Annotated in this window: 17 protein-coding genes; 7 read left to right on the forward strand and 10 right to left on the reverse strand. The window is 38.6% G+C overall.

Annotation, left to right across the window (positions count from 1 at the left end):
* Positions 1 to 10 precede the first annotated feature (10 nt).
* Positions 11 to 415 (forward strand): acyl-CoA thioesterase, encoded by a 405-nt coding sequence (locus KME09_06190; GenBank protein MBW4533511.1) that lies wholly within the window; start codon positions 11 to 13, stop codon positions 413 to 415.
* Here the strand turns inward: KME09_06190 and KME09_06195 are convergent.
* Both KME09_06195 and KME09_06200 read right to left on the reverse strand, forming a co-directional pair.
* Positions 404 to 1,165 carry a fatty acid desaturase gene (locus tag KME09_06195; GenBank protein MBW4533512.1) on the reverse strand — a complete coding sequence of 254 codons (762 nt, stop codon included), beginning with the start codon at positions 1,163 to 1,165 and terminating at the stop codon, positions 404 to 406. The genes KME09_06190 and KME09_06195 overlap by 12 nt on opposite strands.
* 18 nt (positions 1,166 to 1,183) lie before the next feature.
* Positions 1,184 to 1,855, reverse strand: coding sequence for a cytochrome b N-terminal domain-containing protein (locus KME09_06200; protein ID MBW4533513.1), 672 nt, complete (start codon positions 1,853 to 1,855; stop codon positions 1,184 to 1,186).
* Between the two features lie 555 nt (positions 1,856 to 2,410).
* Here KME09_06200 and KME09_06205 point away from each other — a divergent pair.
* Positions 2,411 to 3,319 carry an alpha/beta hydrolase gene (locus KME09_06205; protein ID MBW4533514.1) on the forward strand — a complete coding sequence of 303 codons (909 nt, stop codon included), beginning with the start codon at positions 2,411 to 2,413 and terminating at the stop codon, positions 3,317 to 3,319.
* 43 nt (positions 3,320 to 3,362) lie between these two features.
* On the opposite strand, the gene KME09_06210 is transcribed toward KME09_06205, so the two are convergent.
* A complete protein-coding gene (locus tag KME09_06210; protein ID MBW4533515.1) occupies positions 3,363 to 4,229 on the reverse strand; it encodes an SDR family oxidoreductase in 867 nt (288 codons plus the stop codon).
* A gap of 469 nt (positions 4,230 to 4,698) precedes the next feature.
* On the opposite strand from KME09_06210, the gene KME09_06215 reads away from it, so the two are divergent.
* The gene (locus KME09_06215; GenBank protein MBW4533516.1) at positions 4,699 to 4,947 is read left to right on the forward strand and encodes a hypothetical protein; all 249 of its coding nucleotides are present in this window, start codon (positions 4,699 to 4,701) and stop codon (positions 4,945 to 4,947) included.
* The gene (locus KME09_06220) at positions 4,940 to 5,335 is read left to right on the forward strand and encodes a type II toxin-antitoxin system PemK/MazF family toxin (protein ID MBW4533517.1); all 396 of its coding nucleotides are present in this window, start codon (positions 4,940 to 4,942) and stop codon (positions 5,333 to 5,335) included. The genes KME09_06215 and KME09_06220 overlap by 8 nt, the downstream gene beginning before the upstream one ends.
* A gap of 169 nt (positions 5,336 to 5,504) precedes the next feature.
* Here KME09_06220 and KME09_06225 read toward each other — a convergent pair whose 3' ends face one another.
* The 3 genes from KME09_06225 to KME09_06235 form a co-directional block, all read right to left on the reverse strand.
* Positions 5,505 to 6,032: a hypothetical protein gene (locus KME09_06225; GenBank protein MBW4533518.1), complete on the reverse strand. Its 528-nt coding sequence runs from the start codon at positions 6,030 to 6,032 to the stop codon at positions 5,505 to 5,507.
* Between the two features lie 204 nt (positions 6,033 to 6,236).
* On the reverse strand, positions 6,237 to 6,578 hold the full coding sequence (locus KME09_06230; protein MBW4533519.1) for a DUF86 domain-containing protein: 342 nt from the start codon (positions 6,576 to 6,578) through the stop codon (positions 6,237 to 6,239).
* A complete protein-coding gene (locus KME09_06235; GenBank protein MBW4533520.1) occupies positions 6,568 to 6,885 on the reverse strand; it encodes a nucleotidyltransferase family protein in 318 nt (105 codons plus the stop codon). The genes KME09_06230 and KME09_06235 overlap by 11 nt, the downstream gene beginning before the upstream one ends.
* A gap of 391 nt (positions 6,886 to 7,276) precedes the next feature.
* Here KME09_06235 and KME09_06240 point away from each other — a divergent pair, with 391 nt between their 5' ends.
* Positions 7,277 to 7,465: a heavy metal transport/detoxification protein gene (locus KME09_06240; protein ID MBW4533521.1), complete on the forward strand. Its 189-nt coding sequence runs from the start codon at positions 7,277 to 7,279 to the stop codon at positions 7,463 to 7,465.
* A gap of 91 nt (positions 7,466 to 7,556) precedes the next feature.
* On the opposite strand, the gene KME09_06245 is transcribed toward KME09_06240, so the two are convergent.
* Both KME09_06245 and KME09_06250 read right to left on the reverse strand, forming a co-directional pair.
* Positions 7,557 to 8,741 carry an LL-diaminopimelate aminotransferase gene (locus KME09_06245; protein MBW4533522.1) on the reverse strand — a complete coding sequence of 395 codons (1,185 nt, stop codon included), beginning with the start codon at positions 8,739 to 8,741 and terminating at the stop codon, positions 7,557 to 7,559.
* 59 nt (positions 8,742 to 8,800) lie between these two features.
* A complete protein-coding gene (locus tag KME09_06250) occupies positions 8,801 to 10,027 on the reverse strand; it encodes a sulfite exporter TauE/SafE family protein (GenBank protein ID MBW4533523.1) in 1,227 nt (408 codons plus the stop codon).
* A gap of 368 nt (positions 10,028 to 10,395) precedes the next feature.
* On the opposite strand from KME09_06250, the gene KME09_06255 reads away from it, so the two are divergent.
* Positions 10,396 to 14,256, forward strand: coding sequence for a GAF domain-containing protein (locus tag KME09_06255; protein MBW4533524.1), 3,861 nt, complete (start codon positions 10,396 to 10,398; stop codon positions 14,254 to 14,256).
* Between the two features lie 41 nt (positions 14,257 to 14,297).
* Here the strand turns inward: KME09_06255 and KME09_06260 are convergent, their stop codons facing one another.
* On the reverse strand, positions 14,298 to 15,332 hold the full coding sequence (locus KME09_06260; protein ID MBW4533525.1) for a substrate-binding domain-containing protein: 1,035 nt from the start codon (positions 15,330 to 15,332) through the stop codon (positions 14,298 to 14,300).
* A gap of 497 nt (positions 15,333 to 15,829) precedes the next feature.
* On the opposite strand from KME09_06260, the gene KME09_06265 reads away from it, so the two are divergent.
* On the forward strand, positions 15,830 to 19,444 hold the full coding sequence (locus KME09_06265; protein MBW4533526.1) for a GAF domain-containing protein: 3,615 nt from the start codon (positions 15,830 to 15,832) through the stop codon (positions 19,442 to 19,444).
* Positions 19,445 to 19,591: 147 nt separating this feature from the next.
* Here KME09_06265 and KME09_06270 read toward each other — a convergent pair whose 3' ends face one another.
* Positions 19,592 to 21,883: a S8 family serine peptidase gene (locus KME09_06270; GenBank protein MBW4533527.1), complete on the reverse strand. Its 2,292-nt coding sequence runs from the start codon at positions 21,881 to 21,883 to the stop codon at positions 19,592 to 19,594.
* Between the last annotated feature and the right edge of the window lie 128 nt (positions 21,884 to 22,011).

Consider the following 22,011-nt stretch of genomic DNA (forward strand, 5'->3'; position numbering starts at 1 on the left):
AGAACAATAGATGAAATTTGATTATTTACGGCGAATTTATTTAAGCGATACCGATGCAGCAGGAGTAGTTTATTTTGCCAAAGGATTAGAAATCTGCCATCAAGCCTATGAAGAGTCGTTGACTCAGGCAGGAATTAGCCTGAAGCAGATGATCGAAGAGGGAAAGACTGCCTTACCGATTGTTCATGCAGAGATCGATTTTTTGCGTCCTCTTTTTTGCGGGGATCAAATCCAGATCGGCTTAGTTGCCAGTTTAATCGATCAGCGTGAATTTGCGATCGCCTATCAGATATCTCCTGTCGATAATTTAGAACAAATTTTAGTTAAGGCTCAAACTCGTCATGTTTGTATCAATCCTCAAATTAGACAGAAAAGAGATTTACCAGCAATCATGCTTGAGTGGTTAGGAATTTAAACCTTCTTTTTGACGAGCTAAAGGAAGTTTATACCAAGGTAAATTTGGATATTGGTGATGTTCCCAATGGTAGCCAAAATGGTAACAGGCAATAAAAGACCAAAACACTGAGTAATTATTACTTATAGCTCGATGTCGATCTGGATATTTTTCATTTGTTTGGCGATGAGGTAAAAAGATCCCAAAAGTAAAAAGTTGCAAGGAACTTATTAAAATAGGAATCACCCAAAATAAAAATATATTAATTATAGAAACATCTAGCAAAACAAACGTACAGAATACAATTGTCATCCCAATTAATAAAATCCAAAATTGTCTACCTTTTTGATATTCTTGCATAAAGCTGATATACCAAAGTAAGAAATTATTTGAGTGTAAACAGTTAAAATCTGGGTCTTTTTCGGTAGCAGGATATTGATGATGTAATCGATGATTTTTTGCCAAAACTTTGTAAGGCAGTAGCGCATACAACCAAGAAGTTATGTAGCCGATCGCCTGATTGATTTGAGAATTTGGACAAATAGTTCCGTGTATTGCCTCATGGGTAGTAATAAAAAGTCCTGTCTGAAAAAAAGTTCTCAAGCAAAAACCTAGAATAATTAAACCTGGAGATACTGTAGTAATATCTAGTGCTAAAAGACTGATTAAACTAATAAACCAAAATGAAATTAAAACTACACTAACAATAATTCCGATGGCGGAATTAACATTTATCCAGCTTGACTTAGCTAATAATTGATTAAGGTACATAAATTATTTCTAAGCTAATTAAACCTTGGTGCTAGTGTTTTCTGAAACAGTTTTTTGGGCTGGAATAGATGCTGATAACTTTTCTAGCTGCTGTAATAATAATTTTTTTTGTTCTTGTTCTTGAATAACTAAAGCTACTAAATGAACTATGGCTAAAGCGATCGCAGCTGTAGATAGAACATAGCTGTGGAGCGTATAAAAATGTAAAATTGTCGTGGTATTTATGCCACTACCACCTGTTAATAGATTGACAATAAATGTTCCCGCAATTGGCACAGATTCAATAATGCTCAATTCAACTTTTAAACGCCAGTAACCTAATTGATCCCAGCTAAGAATCATCGCCGTCCAACCCAAACCAATAGTTGACAAGGTTAGTAAAATACCGCCGATCCATCCCGTCAACCAACTACGTTTAAATTGTCTACCTAGAAACATGACTATAATCTGAATTAATGCCACGGCAATAATGCCATTACCAGCTAAGTTATGCAGGCTGTAGATTAGCCAACCATTCGATATAGAGTCATCTATTTGGTTTAAGGATTGATAGGCATCTCCCGCAACAGGTTCGTAGTAAAATCCGATTAAAATACCTGATATAGCTGCGATAATTGCCAAAGTTAGAATGACAATTGATAAAATAGTTGCGGTTCGTCGCAACACGAAATTATAGTTAAAAGAATTCATGTTTAGTTGAGTTTGATTGTGTCCGTGGAGTTACTTGTTGCTGGAGCTATAAATAGAGCGAAATAAGCAAAAGATTTCAGTCAATTTTGCTACAGATGAACTTACTTTCTAAAAAAATACTGTTTTTAGTTTAGTTCAAAACTATTGCTCTAAAACGATAAAATCACTCAATGATTAGCTGTCTAAAAATTATCTAACAGTCTGGATATTGAATAATAAAGTAACTGATAAATTAATCATGCTTGACCCACCAATAAAGAGTTTGGCGAATCTGGCAAATCTTAATTTTAATCCTGGTGTCTGTTCTTGCATATTTTGTTAACTTCGTTGAATTCTGTTATTTGAAGTGCTTGTTTAGAAACTAACAAATTGATTTTTAAGAAGACTCTATCACAGGGTGTATGATTTTTAATTTAACTTATTCTTTATTATGTAAACGATCGCATTGAGAGTAATTTATTACTAGGGAAAGATAATCAGCAAAAAAGATTAACCTATTGTATAGATATAATTGAGCAAAAACTTGCGCTTAATCTTAAAGCGAAAATCACCAACATGTTTATTCCTCCTGGTTTCAGCCAAAAATCTATTCAAACGAGCTTAGGCTACATAGCTTACTACACCAACGATCGCCCACCCTGGAAGGAAGCAGAAACTGATGAGCGAGAAACCCTAGTGTTTTTGCATGGTTTGGGTGGTGGTTCATCGGCTTATGAGTGGTCAAAAGTTTATCCCGCTTTTGCTGCCCAATATCGCATCCTCGCCCCCGATCTGCTAGGTTGGGGAAGATCGGCTCATCCCCAACGCAACGAGCAAGTGGAAGACTATTTGATAACCATCGAAGAATTTATCAAACACACCTGCACCAAACCCGTTACAGTAATAGCCTCCGCACTTACCGCCGCCTTTACCATTCGGGTAGCGATCGCAACTCCAGAGTTATTTAAATCCTTAATTCTAACTACCGCAGCAGGATTGAATGAGCTTAGTAAAGATTATCAAGACAACTTTTTTACTCAATTAGCTGCCACGCCGATAGTCGATCGCCTACTTTACAATACGGGAGTAGCTACCAGTTTTGGCATTCGTAGTTTTTTAGAACAAAGACAGTTTGCTAATAAAGACCGAATCACTCCCGAAATGGTAGAGGCATACTTGCAATCGGCAAAACAACCCAATGCCGAATATGCTGCACTATCTTTTGTGCGGGGCGATCTTTGCTTTGATTTGACTCAATATATTACTCAATTAACCACCCCTACAGCCTTAATTTGGGGTCAGGCATCAGAATATACGGGGCCAGAGGTCGGATATCGATTACAAGCATTGAACCCTCAAGCAATTCGGATTATGTACCAGTTAAATAATGTGGGGTTCACGCCTCAACTGGAATTACCTGCTGTTACCATCGGTTTGATTCAGCAATTTTTACCTCAACTAGAATCAACAGTAGAAAACTATTGACTCGATTAAAATGGGCGTAGCATAAAACTACGCCCTAACTAATCTATGCATTTACAACTACGCCACCATTAGGGTGTAGCACCTGTCCTGCAAAATAAGAAGAATCATCCGAAGCTAAGAAAACAAAGCTGGTGGCAACTTCAACTGGTTGACCAGGACGTTCCATGGGAACTTGTTTCCCAAAACCTTTGACCTGTTCGGCGGGAAAAGCATCGGGAATAAAAGGAGTCCAAATTGGGCCAGGCGCAACACCGTTAACACGAATACCTTTTGCTAGTAAAGACTGAGACAAGGAACGAGTAAAGGCGAGGATTGCACCTTTAGTTGTGGAATAGCTCAGTAAAGATGCGTTACCTTTGTAGGCATTGATCGAGGTAGTGTTGATAATTGAACTACCTTCCTTGAGGTGAGGAATAGCAGCTCGACAAAAGTAAAACATGGAAAAGATGTTGGTGCTAAAAATACTGCCCAAACGTGCCGAATCGATATCTTCTAAAGTTTCGGCATTTTCCATATATTGCTCGGCAGCATTATTAACTAAAATATCTAGCTTGCCTAATTCAGCAACGGTTTTTGCCACTGCTTCATGACAAAATTTTTCACCACTAATGTCGCCTGCAATAATTAAGCATTTTTGCCCTTGAGCTTCGACTAGTTGTTTAGTTTTCTGGGCATCTTCATGTTCGTTGAGATAAACGATCGCCACATCTGCACCTTCTTTAGCGTAGAGTACTGCCACAGAGCGACCAATACCACTGTCCCCACCTGTAATTAGGGCAACTTTCCCCTTTAATTTATCGCTGCCTTTGTAGCTGTCGCGATCGTACTGGGGTGCTGGATTCATTTCAGATTCAAATGCTGGCTTTTGATTCTGAGACTGAGCAGGAATTTGATCGGCGGAAATAGTCATTATTCTCCTTTTATCTTTTTTACTCTTTTAATATGTACAGTTGCTACCTAATTAATCTTCCCTCTGAACAATTTGCTGGGGGAATATTGCTTAGTTACATTCCTCAGAACTCTAAAAACGAAAAGCGATTATAGGTAGCTAATGTTAATTTAGAAAAAAAAGACTTAGAAGATATGGGTCATAAGTTAGATTTTAAATTTTAGAATTTTAGGGCGATCGCCCTAATGAGTAATATCTAATTAACCTAAGTTCGGGTTAAGACAATTGATCGAAATGTAGCGTGTTTGTGGTAAAAAAATTTTGAATGGCGATGAATGTCCAAGGTAGTAGCGATGACTAAAACTTTTGGCAAGTAATAAACGTTATGTTTATACTCTTATGATACAGACTTTTTTCTAGTCTAATTTCTAGTCTAAAAATAGCCTAAAAAAATAGTACAATTAAAATACAAAATTTAAAAACTAGAGAAATGCCACAAATAAAAATTAGTTTGTCGGCAACTAATGCTGAGTTTATTGCCAATTATCAAGCTTTTGGCTATCCGAGTAAATCGGCGATTGTTGCTGATGCAGTATCTAGATTAAATAAAATTCTCAAGGAAGAAGCTTTAATCAATTCAGCAGAACTTTATCAGGAAGTTTATGACCATGATGCTGACCTACAACAACTAACCGATGATGCAGCTAACTCATGTCTAGATACGGTGTGTTTTGAGTAAAAAGATTCTCGCTCAAGAACCGCCTTTAGAATTCAGACCAAAAAAAGGGATGGTCGCGGATTTTAATCTCAATCCCACTAAAGGTTCGGAAACTGGTAAAATTCGCCCTTGTATCGTGGTTACCAATGATATTTACAATGCCAGACTGAGCGTTATTCAAGTTGTCCCACTTACGGAATGGTCAGAAAAAAAAAGTAGAATTTTAACCAATGTTACCCTAATCAATAATAAGACCAATGGATTGGACAAAAAATCAATTGCTGATTGTCTACAGACAAGACCAGTTGATTATACTAAGCGATTTGTCCAATATCGTGGAGTAATTACTCCCAAAAATCTCCAAAAAATAAATGATGCCTTAATCACTATTTTTGGGCTAGAAATTTGATTGGCTTTCACCGCAATTTACTTAACTATTATCGGTAAGACGATCGCCCTAATTAGTAATATCTAATTGCAACAACATGTTTACAATTTACGTACAGTAGAAGAATTAAAAAGAATACGAATCCATTCAAGTTTGTCTACTTCAAATCAGGCGCTCGGTTTTTCGAGATTTAGCGATCGCCTTTAATGTATTTACTGATTTTATTAGCAAGCCAAACAATTTCTTGATTAGTAAAAATAAAGCCAGTCAAATTATTTAGATCATATTCTTTATTCTTTGTTATGATAAATAGCTTGGGATATATATTATTAATTTCTTTATTAGATTCAATAATCTTTATATCAATAATCTCTTTAATTTTGAACGTTTTTTGTTTTCTTTTAAAACTTGAAGAAATATTAATTTCTTCATCACTAATGTTTATTGAAGTTTCAGTTACAAACTGTATAACTAAAACAAAATTGACGATAGTTCCAAGTCCTATCCAAGGCATTGAAAAAAAAGTCAAACCTATTTTATAAACAAGCTCTGCATAATATATTCCATAAATAATTGCAGATAGATTAAGTAACAAGAGAATATCTACTACCATAAAAATGGTAGTTATAGGATTATTAAATCCTGGTGGTGGAAAAATAAAATTTATGCTTTTATCTGTTTCTATTGTTGTAAATCTGTTTTGCTCGCTTTTTTCCATTTTCAAAAATCAACTTATTTTTCTTCCATTTTACTAACTAAAAAACAAATTATCATTACCAGAATTTACAGTGCTAGTAGCTTGTGGGCAATACTAGATGGTTTTAAAAAAGAAAATGTATTGTTTTTAGCGATCGCTTTAAACCAATTCTAAATTTATGAATTTGTTCGGGAGACATAGGGCGATCGCAAAAATTAAATTACTCTAACTATTTTCTAACAGTTCATGTAATTGCTTTATTAGTGGCGGTAAATCTGTCTTAATTGTTTCCCAAGTTATGCTTAAATTTACCTGAAAATACTCATGAATGATCACATTCCGAATCGCACGCATATCAACCCAAGGAATTTCTGGATACAAAGACTCTACCTCTGGTAAAAGCTGCCCTGCTGCTTCGCCCATAATCGCTAGATTGTACAAAACTGCTTTAACTGTTTTAGGATCTTGCTCAAAATCGGCAAAAGACATTCCTGCAATAAATGATTCAATTTCTTTACTCATTTCTAAAATGTCTCTAATCCGTCTTGATAAGTTTCTAGAAGGCACGTATAGCCTCCTGTAAGACTACCTCTCGTAAATCTTCTTTGAGAGAATCTGGTGTTCCCAAATCTACTTTACAACCCAAAATTTTCTCTAAATATCGCTGCAATCTAACGAAAGTGAACAATCCAATAGTTTGCTCGAACTCAACTAGCAAATCTACATCACTCTCGGCATTGGCTTCATCACGTGCAACTGAGCCGAAGATTAGTAAAGATTTGACCTTAAATTCTTGAAGAGAAGGTTTGTAAGAGTTTAACAATTCTATAACATCGTCTTTTTGAAGGGATTGCCTAGTATTTTTGAGATTCATATTCTTCTGAGTTTCAACTCTTTTGTGTTCAATTTTAATCTATTGCTACTACTGCTATTTAAATTTAACTTGTGGCCAATGCTAGATGGTTTTAAAAAATAAAATGCATTGTTTTTAGCGATCGCCTTGTCAACATAGCAGTGCTATTTCATTCTCATATATCCAGAGAATAAATTCTCTGTCTAAGTAGATTAAGTCCGTTTAAACGGACTTGAATTTTAAGCCAAGAAATTTATTTCTTGGTTCACTACAGTTAAAACGAAATAGCCTTTGTTAACATAGCTTCAATATCTTTCTAATTAAAATCTCTAACCAAAGATAGTTGAACACACTTGGAGATCAAAATAAGCTTAGTTTAATCAAATTTAAGTTTATCAGGTCAAATTTAACTATGGAATTTCATGTACCTACCTTAGACAGTAAGGAAAAAAGCACAGAGCTAAAAGAAGTAATTTTAACTTCTGAGCCAAATGCTGATGTCAATATTGATTTAGATTCTCAGAAAATAATGATTGAGTCTGAAGCATCTGCTGAAACTTTTAAACAGTTGATTGTGGCAACGGGACATAAAATTAGCTAGCAGTCTGTTTAGAGATTAAAAAGAAACAAGGGCTAATCGTTACGGACGATCGCAAAATCAATTTAATATTTTCCATTAACAGCGCCGAAGTCTAAGACTTTGATGATGTTTGCAAAAACTGTTGGATTTTTTGTGCTGCATGACGCAAAGTATCGGGATCTCTGACTAAAGCAAACCGTATATAGCCTTCCCCCGCCTGCCCAAATCCTGCTCCAGGAGAGGCAGCAACTCCAGTCTGCGCCACCAATTTAGTGCAGAAGTCAACGGAATTATGTTGCCAGGGTTCGGGTAGTTTTGCCCAAATATACATAGTGGCACTGGGAGATGGTACTGACCAACCAATATCTTGGAGTGCTTGGATGAAAACATCTCGGCGTTGTTGAAAAGTCTGCACTGTTTGAGCTATGGATTCTGGAGAACTAGACAAAGCTGCGATCGCCCCAGTTAAAATACCCCGATATTGATTAAAATCCACCACTGCTTTTATTTGCCTCAAGGCTTGAATTAAAGAGCGATTGCCGATCGCATAACCGATGCGAAATCCGCCCATGTTATAGGATTTGGAAAGAGTAAAGAATTCAATGCTTAATTCTTTTTGGGGATCGGCTTGCAAGATAGATGGGGCGAATACTTGTGAATCAAATACCAGATCTACATAGGGAAAATCATGTACCAAAACTAAATTGTGTTGGCGACAAAAGTTTACGGCTTGGTTGAAAAAGGTTAAAGGTGCGATCGCTGTAGTGGGATTATGGGGATAACTTAGCACCATCATTTTTGATTTTGATAGTATCTCTAGAGGTATATCTGCAAACACAGGTAGAAAAGCGTTTTCCGCCAGTAAAGGCATAGGATAAATTACCCCTCCTGCGAGATACACCCCACCTGCATGGGAAGGATAACCAGGATCTAAAAGTAAGGCAATATCACCTGGGTTAAGGATAGCTAAGGGTAAATGGGCTGTTCCTTCCTGAGAGCCAATTAAGGGTAAAACCTCTGTCTCAGGATCGACGGCGATACCAAACCGTTTACTATACCAGTCGGCAGCAGCAACACGAAAATCTTTAGTTCCAGCATGAAGTAGATAACCGTGAGTACTCGGATCTTCTAGGGCATTAGCGATCGCCTTAAGAGTAGCTTGAGCAACAGGTAAATCTGATGAACCTAAAGATAAATCAATAATTTCTTTGCCTAAACTTTTAGCTTGAGTTTTAGCGCGATCCATATCAGCAAAGACGTTGCGGGAAATAGATTGTAGTCGTCTGGCAAATTGCATCGGGATTAATAAATGAGGATTTTTGTTTTGTTTAAACCTGTTAAAGCTTTCAATTCTGGCTAAGTTTTAGGTGGAATATAAAACTGGCGACCAATAATTTTACCTAATAAGGAGGAGCGAGACAGCAGAATTAGACTAGTTAAAAAGATCACTACAGCGACTCTAAGCTTATTGTCCCAGCTTACCTGTAAGTCTCCCCAATAATGAGAACCTAGCAACACCGTATGACCAACCGCTAAGATCAAACCAGGTACAGTCAAAAGATGAATTCTACGCCAGCGTCTACCCAGTTTTTGTTGTAGGCGATCGCTACTAGTAATTGCCGCAGGAAACATCAAGGCTAGACTGAGAATGCCTAATACCATACCCAGACGATGCTGAGGTAACATAAAGGCGATCGCGTCAAGATTCCAATTTAAGGAATGGTCTAACATGTGGGCAGTATGAGCCAAGGCGAGGATAAATGCACCCACGCCAATGAGCCGACGATATTGTAAGGGTACTGTCCAGAAGCCACTGAGAGGACGAGCAATCAATGCCAGCATCAGTAGTAACAATGCACCATGTCCTGTATAGTCCACCATTACATCAGAGCGCAACAGAGTTAAAATCCCAATTGCTAACGTTACCCAGCCTCCTAGCCTAAACAGTTGGCTACGTCGATCTGCACTCACTTTAGAAGCAGATATGCCTACCCCTAACATCATGGGGGCTGTACCTAAGCCAAAACAAAGCATTGTCAGTGTACCAGCTAGTAAGCTTCCTGTTTCTACTGCTTTTAGCTGTGCTGTGTATAAAAAGCCACAAGGAATTAGTCCCCAAGCTCCTCCTAACAGGAAGGGAGTCCACCACTGTTGTTGAGTAGAAAGCTGATTCATCCCCGAATTTAAACGACTGTGAATTTCTCCTGATAGGGGATGTAAAAAGGGTAGACGTGGTAGCCAGTTGGGTTTTATTTGCCCAATGCCGAACCAAATTAGTAGACTTCCTGTGACGATCGCCATTACTTGCCGTAGATTACTACCAATACCTGCCAATTGCCCACTGGCAACTACAATTGACCCCACACTACCTAAAGCAGCACCAACCAAGGCATAGCTGATGACTCGACCTAGATTAAGGAGTAGATGAAATTGCCAACCATTAATTTTTGGCGGGCGATGCTCGTTAGCGTCGCGATCGCCTTGAGACAAGGCTAATGCTACAGTCAATGGCCCACACATCCCGATGCAGTGACCAAAACTTCCCAAAAATCCCAAAGCAACAATGAGCAGTAAATCTAACACTTATTTTGTCTGGCAAAAACTCTCTTTTATATTCGTAGCAAACTACGCTTAATGTGAATTATCTTCGTTCTAATTTACGAGCTTTTAGCTTTTAGCTTTTAGCTTTTAGCTCTTAGCTTTGAAAAACTCCTCACATAATTCCTGCTCGATCAACAATTTATTTGGCAACGCCTGTCTCCGCGTAAATACGTAAATACTGGTAATATTGTAAGCTAAATAAAATTATGTAAGGGTTTTTATATTTTTCATTAGCTTGGATCACTTTGATCGAAAGTAATTTGTTTGCTTGAGTTTTGCTTAATTTGCGAATATTCGGCTCTCAATAATAACTTAAGCAAGAATTTATCGAATTTTTAAATAGATTAATAATGGTTAAAATGTCTAAAAATAAAATTAATAACGGCAAAGATCGATTTAGTTCTGAGTTAATTGCAAGTGATACTTTCCAGAATCCTATTTTAGCGAATAATGAACAGAACAATCCTACAGTAATAGCAACTCCTCAAGCAGTTATTTCAGGACAAGAATTGAAGCAAACTGATTCTCATCCAGAAAAGGTTAACAAAGAAGGGGGCGAATTAATCAAGGTTGAGACAAAATCTCTATACAACAGTCAAGACAAGTCAATTTTTCAAATCATCAAAGCTAGAACAGCAGCTATTTTAGTAGGTAGTGCGGTGATGTTGCCTATCCTAGCAATAGGGACAGCAACTTACTATTTTGGTAGTCAAGCTGTTAACAAACAAACAATCCTCTCAAAACGAACCAATAATAATGGCTTAGCTGAAACAGAGTTAGCACGACAACAAAAACTACTGGCAGGTTTATTAATTGCTACTGGAACAACAGCTTTGCTAGCTGGCACTGTGGCTACTTTGGGGACAAAACGGCTGCTAGATGCGGTATCTAAAAGATCTAGAGAAGAAAGCACAGAAGCTACGGAAACCGAGGTAGATAAAGAGTTTATTCATAATTTAAGCCACTCAGTTTCACAGCCAGATGTTCTCAAAGCCATTGTAGAAGAAGCACGCACCTATCTAAATTGCGATCGCGTTGTCGTTTATAGCCTTAATCAAGATCGATACGGCGTGATAGTCGCAGAATCAGTTGCTCTTGGCTATACTCAATGGCTGGATATGACCATCGAAGATCCTTGTTTTGAAGCTAGATATCTCGATCAGTACCGTGATGGCAGAGTACGGGCAATTAATGATATTAGTAAAGTTGAAATGACTCCTTGTCATAAAGAGCAGCTAGAAGCCATGGAGGTTAAGGCTAATCTGGTCACGCCTATAGTTAATGAGGGAAATTTATTTGGCTTATTGGTAGCCCATCAATGTGAAACATCACGAGAGTGGCAAACAGGAGAAATTGATTTTTTACACCAGCTAGCTAAAAAAGCAGGTTTAGCTCTGAAAAACGCTCAGTTACTAGATAATCTGGTTCGTCTGCAAACTCAAGCAGAAACGGAGAGGCAATGGACTAACTATTTTACCGATGCGATTCAATATATCCGTCAATCGATTAAGCAAGAAGATATCCTAGAAATTACTGTCGAAGAAGTACGTCGAGTGATGATGTGCGATCGCGTGGTAGTTTATAGTCTCAATCAAGCTCGATATGGTGTGGTTGTAGCCGAATCAGTAGCTGCTGGCTATTCCAGAGCATTAAACAAAACTATTGACGATCCTTGTTTTGCAGCCAGATATCTCGATAAATACCGCGATGGCAGAGTCAGAGCCATCAATAACATCTACGAAGCGGGAATGACTCAATGCTATCTCGAACAGCTAGAAACGTTAGAAGTCAAGGCAAATCTAGTTACGCCGATCCTCAATGAAGGCAAGCTATTTGGTTTACTGGTAGCGCATCAGTGTAGTGAGCCTCGTAACTGGCAGGACTACGAAATCCGCTGGGTGACACAAATTGCCACTCAAGTTGGTTTTGCTTTAGATAATGCCCAAGTATTAGCCGAGTCTACTACCATTCAGGCTCAAGCAGAAAGAGAACGAAAATGGACTAACTATTTTACCGATGCGATTCAATATATCCGTCAATCGATTAAGCAAGAAGATATCCTAGAAATTACTGTCGAAGAAGTACGTCGAGTGATGATGTGCGATCGCGTGGTAGTTTATAGTCTCAATCAAGCTCGATATGGTGTGGTTGTAGCCGAATCAGTAGCTGCTGGCTATTCCAGAGCATTAAACAAAACTATTGACGATCCTTGTTTTGCAGCCAGATATCTCGATAAATACCGCGATGGCAGAGTCAGAGCCATCAATAACATCTACGAAGCGGGAATGACTCAATGCTATCTCGAACAGCTAGAAACGTTAGAAGTCAAGGCAAATCTAGTTACGCCGATCCTCAATGAAGGCAAGCTATTTGGCTTACTGGTAGCTCATCAGTGTAGTGAATCTCGTAACTGGCAGGACTACGAAATCCGTTGGGTGACACAAATTGCCACTCAAGTTGGTTTTGCTTTAGATAATGCCCAAGTATTGGCCGAATCTACTACCATGCAGGCTCAAGCAGAAAGAGAACGAAAATGGACTAACTACTTTACCGATGCGATTCAATATATCCGTCAATCGATTAAGCAAGAAGATATCCTAGAAATTACTGTCGAAGAAGTACGTCGAGTCATGATGTGCGATCGCGTGGTAGTTTATAGTCTCAATCAAGCTCGATATGGTGTGGTTGTAGCCGAATCAGTAGCCCCTGGATATCCTAGGGCATTAAATAAAACTATTGAGGATCCTTGTTTTGCAGCCAAATATCTCGATAAATACCGCGATGGTAGAGTTAGAGCCATCAATAACATCTACGAAGCGGGAATGACTCAATGCTACATCGCACAGCTAGAAACTTTAGAAGTCAAGGCGAATCTAGTTACGCCGATCCTCAATGAAGGCAAGCTATTTGGTTTACTGGTAGCTCATCAGTGTAGTGAGCCTCGTAACTGGCAGGACTACGAAATCCGCTGGGTGACACAGATTGCCACTCAAGTTGGTTTTGCTTTAGATAATGCCACACTCCTAAAAAAATTAAAACATGATGGTTTGCCAACGCAACTATTAAACAATTTTAGTCTTGGTATTAGTGAAGAACTCAACACATCCCAACTTTTGAAAATCTCAGTTGAACAAGCTCGTAAAGTAATCAAGCTCGATCGCGCTATGGTCTATCAGTTTGATGCTAGTTGGAACGGAAATATCGTAGCAGAATCAGTTGTTCCTGGTTATCCTAGAGGATTAAATTCTCAGATTAAAGACCCCTGTTTTGCCAAAGAATATGGCGAAAAATATCGTCAAGGTAGAATCAAAGCGATGCCTTTATGCGAAGCGGTATCCTTTAGGACGGCTAGCTTCGCAATCGCGAATATTCATCAGGCTAATTTAACAGACTGTCACTTAGAACAACTAGAATCACTAGCAGTAAAGGCTAGTCTGGTAGTACCAATTTTGCAGGGCGATCGATTATTTGGTTTACTAATTGGACATCAATGTGAAAAACCCCGCTGGTGGTTACAGTCAGAAATAGATTTATTTGCTCAACTAGCTCTGCAATTGGGATTTGCTCTAGATCGAGTTAAGTTAAGAGACGAATTGGATCTAGCCCAAGATATCCAAAGAAATCAGGACGATCGACAGCAGCTAGAACAACAGAATCTCAACCACAAGATATCAGAACTACTAAAAGAAAATCAGGCTGCATTACAAAGTCTTCAGACTAAAATTAGCCGTCAATCATCAGCGACGGGCGATTTTATCAATCAAATCTCAGAAATGAGCCAAAAGACTAACGCAATTATTAATGAAGATAATATTAACGTTGCCAGAAAAGCGATCGCCCCAACCACAGATAAAATCGAGATGCTCAATCAGTCGCACCAAATGGTTAACCCGATCGACGATCTCAAAGAAAAGATGGATTACCCAGTCAAACCAACAAAACCAGCTCAGTTACCAATGGGAGAAATTAACGTTGAAGTGAGTGAGATAACTTTAAACCCACCAAACATATATAATCCTGAGCTAGATTTCATTACAGGACAATTTACTGAAAGCTCTCAATCAGCACCGAGTTTAATCTTAATGAATCAATTTATCGGCGAGATTACTAATTTATCCAGTCAGATTTCCCAGCAATCTTTATTCGTCACCGAGTCTTTCCAGAAGCTTGCTGCATTTACCAGAGAGCTATCAGAACAGGATAAGTCTTAAAATCATAATCATTAATCAGACTTGGTAGTGTAGCAATATTACTAATCTAAAGGTATAAAACCTGCTTTAGTGATTAGCTTTTGACCTTGAGGTGTTAGCAGGAAATTGGCATAAGCTTGACCGATTTGTGAATCAGCTCTATTTTCCACAAATGTCACATATAGATAGTGAGTTAAAGGATATTGGGCAGTACGCAGTGCTTGAAAATTTGATTTATTACGACGTTTGGGACAATCAGAAGCAGGTACAAGAGGCTGTTGATAAGGAGCTACTAAGTCATCTTTTGCCCGCCCTAGAGGCAATAGTTTAATTGAACATTGGGAAATAATTGCTGCGGTGGAATCATAGTAAATCCCCCCAGGATGACTGGCTAGTTGACGAAGAGCTTCAGTTGTTGTGGGGACAAATTCTACGTTTAGAGCAAACTGTTGATTTTGCAGAATTTTCAGCTTAAAAATATCAACTAGATCTCCCGTGCTAGGAGGACGAGAATAAACAGTAATTGGTAAATCTAGACCACCTACCTCTCGCCAATTAGAAATTTTCCCCGTGTAAATTGCTTGGAGTTGACTCTTAGTCAAACCAGGGACATTGAGTTTAGGGTGAACAGCTACAGCAAGACTGTCCACAGCTACTGGTACTTGTTTAAGCTTTAAACCTTGTTGTTTGGCTAATGCATATTCTTCTGGACTTAGAGAATAAGAAGACTGTACAAAAGCTAACTGACCCTTGAGTAGCATTGCGATCGCTGGTCTAGAGCCTGGCGGTTGATTTTTTGGTTGTATATAGCGTAACTGTATTTCTGGTCGCTCTGACTGAATAACTGAATCTACTGCTAAACGTAGAGAAGCCCAAGCAGTGCTACCACCATAGTTAAAAACCCCAGTTGCGACATTTGGTACGCGAGCAAAATCAGGAATATTTTGGCTATTTTCCGTAATTTCTAGGCTGGATTGGGATAATTGCCCAATTCCTCTGCCAATTAATCCGATTGACCATGCCAAAGCAATCAAAGCTGCCATACCTACAGTAATTAAAGTCAACTTTTCATAGCTTCTCTCACGCAGATTACCCATAACATTAATTGAAGAGTAAGTAATATATTGATTCTTTTTTCATACTACGTGAAAATGACGACTAAAGATTTGTCTAATTTTTTTCTTGGTTACATGGCAGAATAACCTGTCACGCAAGGTATAGAATAACTAACTTTTGCTTGTAACTAACAATAAATAAATCAATGTAGACAAAAGAAATTTTGAGGAGTTTGTGTTAATTTGTATACAATAGAGTTTTAAGTAATTTTACGGAAGAGATTTTGCCAACATTGTTTTGTCGGATCGCACAAGGTACAAATGATTAGGATTAAAAGTATGAGTTTAAGAACAAAAAGATCAAGAAATAAAGTCAATCTCAAAACTTAGATTTAGAGAGCAAGCAAGATAAAATTCATTTAATCAATTTGATCTGAGCAGTACGATACTAAAAATTATCTGGAATAGTTTAATAATTTTTTTAAAATAATAAATCTTAGTTTTTTCAAGGTTGCGGAAGCTATCTATCAAAATGATCAATGATTCAATCTCCTAATATAGAACAAAACAACCATCAAAATCTTGAAGAACTTTTCAAAGTTACTGTCGAAACAACTAGAAAAAACCTTAAGTGCGATCGCGTCATAATCTATGATGCAAGTGAATTACCTCGATCAGAAGTGATAGCAGAATCTGTTGACTCTGTATATGCTGGGATTTTGGGACAGACAATTATAGATCCTTTTTTAGGAGGTGATTATTTAGAAACGTATTGCTATGGTCAGGCTGTGGCTATAGATAATATAGACAACGCAAATATAGCTCAAAATCAATTAGAAGATTTAAAAAAGTTAAAGATCAAAAGTCTGGCGATCGCTCCAATTTCTGTTGACAATAAGTTATTAGCATTTTTAGTTGCTCATCAATGTTCTAGACTTCAACCCTGGCATTCTCAAGCAGTCGCTCTTTTGACAGAGAAAGCTAACATAACGGGCTATGCTCTGGCAAGTATTCTCAAAGCTGAGAAGTCAAAAGTCAATTTTACCAAACAGGCAATAGAGACTCAACAGGAAGGAAATTCTCAAACAATGGATCGAGCAAAAAATGTAAATGAGAACGGAAATGGGAAGATTAAACCGATACAAAGCACTGGGATTCAAGAGAATATTAATAATTCGCTTGCCGATGTTAATGATAAAATAGCTGCGGAGTTGGGACAAGAAGATATCCTCAAGACGACAGTCCATGAAGTACGAAATCTGCTAAATTGCGATCGCGTGCTGGTTTATAGTCTAGACGAAAATAATCGCGGCATAGTAATAGCCGAATCTGTTGCTGCACAATGGACTAAAGCTCAGGGAAGAATGATTGACGATCCTTGTTTAGCCGTTAGATACATAGAGGAATATCGTCATGGTAGAGTTCGTGCTTTAGATGACATTCAGAATGCAAATGTAACTCCTTGTTACCTCGAACAGTTAGAAGAACTGGAAGTCAAAGCTAACTTAGTTGCACCAATTGTTAGTGAAGACAAATTATTTGGCCTATTAATTGCTCACCAGTGTTCTGAAACTCGCAATTGGCAACAACAAGAAATTAACTGGATCACCGAAATTGCTACTCAAGTAGGTCTTATGCTTGAATATACCAAAGTATTTGCCCAAACAGAGTCCAAAGAACAGGAACGATTAGCGGTAAATGAAAGCCAATGGAATGATCTTTTGACTGATGCGATTCAGTATATTCGTCAGTCTCTCAGCCAAGAAGAGATCTTAAAAGCCAGCGTTAAAGAAGTACGTAGAGTTTTAGAATGCGATCGCGTTGTTGTTTACAGTCTCAACCAGAATTTTCGCTATGGCACAGTAATCGCCGAATCCGTTGCCCCTGGCTGGATAAAAGCTTTGAATCAGGAAATAGACGACCCCTGTTTTGAACCGACTTATCGCGAAAAATATCTCAACGGTAGAGTTAGAGCGTGGAAAAATATTTATGAGTCTGGCTTGACTACATGTTATATCGAGCAACTAGAAGCTCTAGAAGTTAAAGCTAATTTAGTTACGCCAATCCTTAGCGAAGGAAAACTGTTTGGCTTGTTGGTAGCGCACCAATGTTCTGACTTTCGTGATTGGCAACAGCCTGAAATTCGTTGGGTAGCCCAAATTGCTACTCAGGCTGGGTTTGCCCTCGATAACGCTAAACTATTAGCTGATGCTAAACAGCTACAACATCAGCTAGAAAATGAAGCTAAACTCACCAAGTATTTCACCGATGCTGTTCGTTACATTCGCGAATCTCTGCACCAAGAAGATATCCTAGAAATTAGTGTCGAAGAAGTACGCAGGGTTTTAGAATGCGATCGCGTAGTTGTATATAGTCTTAACGAAAATTTTCGCTATGGCTCGGTAATCGCTGAATCCGTTGCGCCTGGTTGGACAAGAGCTTTAAACAAGGAAATAGACGATCCCTGTTTTGAACCAACTTATCGAGACAAATATCGCAATGGTAGAGTTCGCGCTTGGAGTAATATTTATGAAGCAGGAATGACCCAATGTTACATCGACCAGCTAGAAAAGCTACAGGTTAAAGCTAATCTAGTTACGCCAATTGTGAGCGAAGGTGAACTATTTGGTTTATTGGTTGCTCACCAATGTTCTGACTTCCGCGACTGGCAACAGCCTGAAATTCGCTGGGTAACCCAGATTGCGACTCAAGTTGGTTTTGCTCTCGATAACGCCGAACTACTAGTTAATGCTAAACAATTACAACAGCAGGTAGAAGATGAGAGCAAGTGGACAGATTACTTTACCGATGCTACCCAAAATATTCGGCTCTCCCTGAAAACAGGGGATATTCTCAATACTAGCGTTCGAGAGATACGGAGAATATTAGAATGCGATCGCGTGGTAGTCTACGGTATGAACTCGGATCATCATGGTCTGATTATTGCCGAATCAGTCGCTTCTGGTTGGACTAGAGCCAAAGGCAAAGTAATCAAAGATCCTTGCTTTGAAACCAGATATCTCGACAAGTATCGCAACGGTAGAGTTCGCGCTTGGAGTAATATTTATGAAGCAGGAATGACCCAATGCTACATCGATCAGCTAGAAAAACTAGAGGTGAAAGCCAATCTAGTTACGCCTATCATTAGCGAAGGTGAACTATTTGGATTGCTGGTTGCTCATCAATGTTCTGACTTCCGTGAATGGCAACAGCCTGAGATTCGCTGGGTAACCCAGATTGCGACTCAAGTTGGTTTTGCTCTCGATAACGCCAAACTTTTAGAACAGCTAGAAGAATCTAACAATACAAGCGATCGCTTATCCCATCAGCAACATCAGCAAACAGAAAGCCTCAAGCATCAAGTGGTTGAAATGCTAGCAAATAATGGAGACGCTTATCAAACTCTCTCCCAAGAAGCTATGCGCCAATCTGAAACTACGATTAATGTTCTACACCAAATTCAAAAGGTTGCCGATTCATTCAGTGGAATAGCTTTAAACGTTCAACAGATCAAATTCCAAGAACAGCAAAATGACCTAGCAGTAAAGGGTACTCAAGAGAGTTTAGATCGTGCTGTTGATAGTATTACCAATATGCAACACACAGTACAAAATGTTGCGGTTGGATTTGATAATATTAACTATTATTGCCAAAAGCTGACTGAGACAGTTCATACGATCAAAGATGTGAGCAAGCAATTAGTTCAACAGTCGATGAGCATCACCAGATCGATAAATCGTAGTCAGATTGAACAAAGCAGTCAAAACTCGATTATTGATTCGTCTGATACTATGTTTTCTTTGATGCAGCAGCTATTTGAAGCTACGGCTCAAGTAGAATACCTGTTTGTCAATATTAAACTCGAAGTGAAAGAAAAAACAATTGCGCTTGATTCAGGAACACAACAGCTAATTAGTGGAGTCGGAGAATTTAAAGCAGTCCGTCAAAAGCTAGAACGGTTTGCTGTTTTGAATCACAAGATGAATATTCTGATCGATAACATTGCTAAATCAGTAGAAAATCAAACGCAAAGTTCAGCATTCGCCAAGGACTCTGTACAAGAAGTGGCAAGTATCGCTGAGCGAATTTCTGAGCAGTCGATGACCATAACTCAATCGTTTAATCAATTAGTAGGATTAGTACAAAAACTTTAGTTAGCTTACAGCCATTTTCATTTGAATAGACTACGTTTTAAATGAGTTAGTTCGTAGCTTTTAGCCTTTAGCTTTTAGCTCTTAGCTTCTTTAAATTTTATTGTTGTGGTCTACTCATTTGAAAAGCGCAGTAAGTTCAGCTAATAATTAATCAGTAACGCCCACTTGAGCAAAATTAACCTCAGGAGAATAAGCGATTAGCTCGTCTTGCTCTTCTGTGGAGGCTATCTCAGAAGATTCTTCTAAATCGGATTGAGTAATCGGATAGATTGGCAAACTAGAATCTAAATTATTACTAAGGTAATCTGCTGTACTATTATTAGTCTGAGGAGACTGAGGCAGAGCGTCGATTGTCAAGGTGTAGTTTTCTTGGCTTTCTGGTGTAGTTAACTGTCCAGTTAAAGAATCATAATCTTTTGCTTCGGTACTAGAGTCATTAATGTCAATGCTATTAACTTCAATATAATATTCTGTACCTGCTTCCACTGCCACTTCTAGCAAACTACCTTGAATTAGGGAGTTTTCACCGTCATTAGAGGCGATCGCTTGACCGTCAGCGTCAAACAAGCGTAAACCTAGAGCAGTATTAGACTCTTGACTAGCATCAACCTGAATTTTAATGGTTTGATCTTCAGGCGCGACAAAACGATAAAGTTTGAGCTCCCTTAGATCGCTCGCACCAAGAATATGACCGGTATCATCTTCACCAATACTTGCTAAAGTTTTGTCAGCCGAGACTTCGCGATCGCCATCAGAAATTGAGTCTTGGGAAAGGGAATTCAGCTCAATTGAAGCAGCATCGGCATCAACGAAATTATCTAGATCTTCTTTTAAAGCGATCGCCGATTGATAAATATTAATTCGCGGATAGTCAAGATTAGTATTATCAACTAAATCTATTTCATCATCACCATCGTTAATGATATCGGCATGATCGATTAGATAGTCTTTTACCTGTTCGGGGGTTAGCCTAACATCATAATCAGCAGCAATTTCTTGCAATAGAGCAACCGATCCCGCAACATGAGGTGACGCTTGACTCGTACCGTATTCCTTAGCAAAAAGTTCTCCGTCAATCTCTGGTATCGTACTTTCAATTGCTGCGCCAGGAGCAAACAGAAAGTTGTCTGAATCTAGACGTTGACTAAATGCCGCAATGCGATCCTTGCCTGGAACTTGTGAATTGCCAATGCTATCAGGAGCTACATTATCCTGCCACACTGCACCGACAGAAATTGTGCTATAGATTGCAGGCGAGGATAGGTTTGGTAGTTGATTAGGTATAATTACGTTACCTGAAGCATCGAAAATATCACCGTTACTATCTCGCTTGCCTTCATAGCTATTACCTGCTGCTGCGACAACAACAACGCCTGCTGCCTCCAAGTCTGCGATTAGACGACGACTTTCCTGGTCAACTGGGGAATTCGGTTGATTTGGCTGAGTATAAAAACCGCCACCTAAAGACAAATTGACAGCGACGATGTTGGTTTGGGTATTAGGATCGGTTACTTCATCAAGTACCTGTTGAAGGGCATCAGCGATCGCCTGCTCATTTAACTCGCGATCTTCTGCTATCTTAAGTCCAATTAAACCGACATCGGGAGCGACGCCAATATTTTCATTCTCTGCCCCAATAGTCCCAGCAACGTGAGTACCATGATTGTTTAAATCATTGGGATTGGCATCTTCATTGACGAAATCATAACCTAATTTGTAATTATCATCTAGTAGCGGGTGAGTAGCATCTAAACCAGTATCAATGACCACCACATCGGCTCCAGTACCATCGATATTTTTAAAATCAGGATCGTTGCGTAAATCCGTTAGTCCAATCAGATCGAAAGCAGGATTAACTCCCTCTCTAGCCTGTTCAATTTGAATACTTTCGCCATTGAGATTAACCGTAACAGTATCATCTTCAGCTTTTAATGCAGCTAAAATTTCTGGAGCAATCGCTTCTTGTCTGACTAAGTGACTAAAAATTGCTCCTTCATCTCCTGGTACATCTTGAGAATTTATTTGAGCCGAAAAACTATGTCCTAATTCTTCTAGCAGCACACTTTCTACTGCATCAGGATCGTGTTGATTCTCAATTAAAAATTCTTGGGATAAATAGATCTGATTGGTTTTTTCTGCATAAGCTCCTTGTGCGCCATCGATCGCAGTGCTAGAAACAATTTCAATCCCTGGGAAGATATTCTCTTGACCTAACCATTGGTTAATAATATTTCTAGCATCATTACTTGGTTGGAAAGTAGATAAATCTGAGATTTCTGCACCAGCCAAAGGAACAACGATCTCATCTGAATGTTGGTCAAAAGCCAGAGTAATCTGCTGGTCAAAGTTATCATTGGAGATAAACTGACTCAGTTGCTTCCTCACTTCTGGCACAGCTTGATTTAAGATATTTTGTGCCGTAATTAATCCATCAGACATTATTGATAGGTGTTTTCTGTCTAGTAGCTCTTAAAATTGCCTAAATGCTCTAGTTTTAGCTACAGGAATACTATCAGCTTCTTCAGTAAAAATACCTAATTGTGGCAAATAATTTAATGATTGAGAAA

Origin of the sequence: Pleurocapsa minor HA4230-MV1, assembly GCA_019359095.1 — a bacterium.
Lineage (GTDB): Bacteria > Cyanobacteriota > Cyanobacteriia > Cyanobacteriales > Xenococcaceae > Waterburya > Waterburya minor.

Coding starts and splice junctions, on each gene's coding strand:
- KME09_06210 (MBW4533515.1), bottom strand. CDS start 4,229: ATGACTATTTCCGCCGATCAAATTCCTGCTCAGTCTCAGAATCAAAAG.
- KME09_06265 (MBW4533526.1), top strand. CDS start 15,830: ATGATTCAATCTCCTAATATAGAACAAAACAACCATCAAAATCTTGAA.
- KME09_06245 (MBW4533522.1), bottom strand. CDS start 8,741: ATGCAATTTGCCAGACGACTACAATCTATTTCCCGCAACGTCTTTGCT.
- KME09_06235 (MBW4533520.1), bottom strand. CDS start 6,885: ATGAATCTCAAAAATACTAGGCAATCCCTTCAAAAAGACGATGTTATA.
- KME09_06260 (MBW4533525.1), bottom strand. CDS start 15,332: ATGGGTAATCTGCGTGAGAGAAGCTATGAAAAGTTGACTTTAATTACT.
- KME09_06240 (MBW4533521.1), top strand. CDS start 7,277: ATGGAATTTCATGTACCTACCTTAGACAGTAAGGAAAAAAGCACAGAG.
- KME09_06270 (MBW4533527.1), bottom strand. CDS start 21,883: ATGTCTGATGGATTAATTACGGCACAAAATATCTTAAATCAAGCTGTG.
- KME09_06215 (MBW4533516.1), top strand. CDS start 4,699: ATGCCACAAATAAAAATTAGTTTGTCGGCAACTAATGCTGAGTTTATT.
- KME09_06255 (MBW4533524.1), top strand. CDS start 10,396: ATGGTTAAAATGTCTAAAAATAAAATTAATAACGGCAAAGATCGATTT.
- KME09_06190 (MBW4533511.1), top strand. CDS start 11: ATGAAATTTGATTATTTACGGCGAATTTATTTAAGCGATACCGATGCA.
- KME09_06225 (MBW4533518.1), bottom strand. CDS start 6,032: ATGGAAAAAAGCGAGCAAAACAGATTTACAACAATAGAAACAGATAAA.
- KME09_06200 (MBW4533513.1), bottom strand. CDS start 1,855: ATGAATTCTTTTAACTATAATTTCGTGTTGCGACGAACCGCAACTATT.
- KME09_06195 (MBW4533512.1), bottom strand. CDS start 1,165: ATGTACCTTAATCAATTATTAGCTAAGTCAAGCTGGATAAATGTTAAT.
- KME09_06205 (MBW4533514.1), top strand. CDS start 2,411: ATGTTTATTCCTCCTGGTTTCAGCCAAAAATCTATTCAAACGAGCTTA.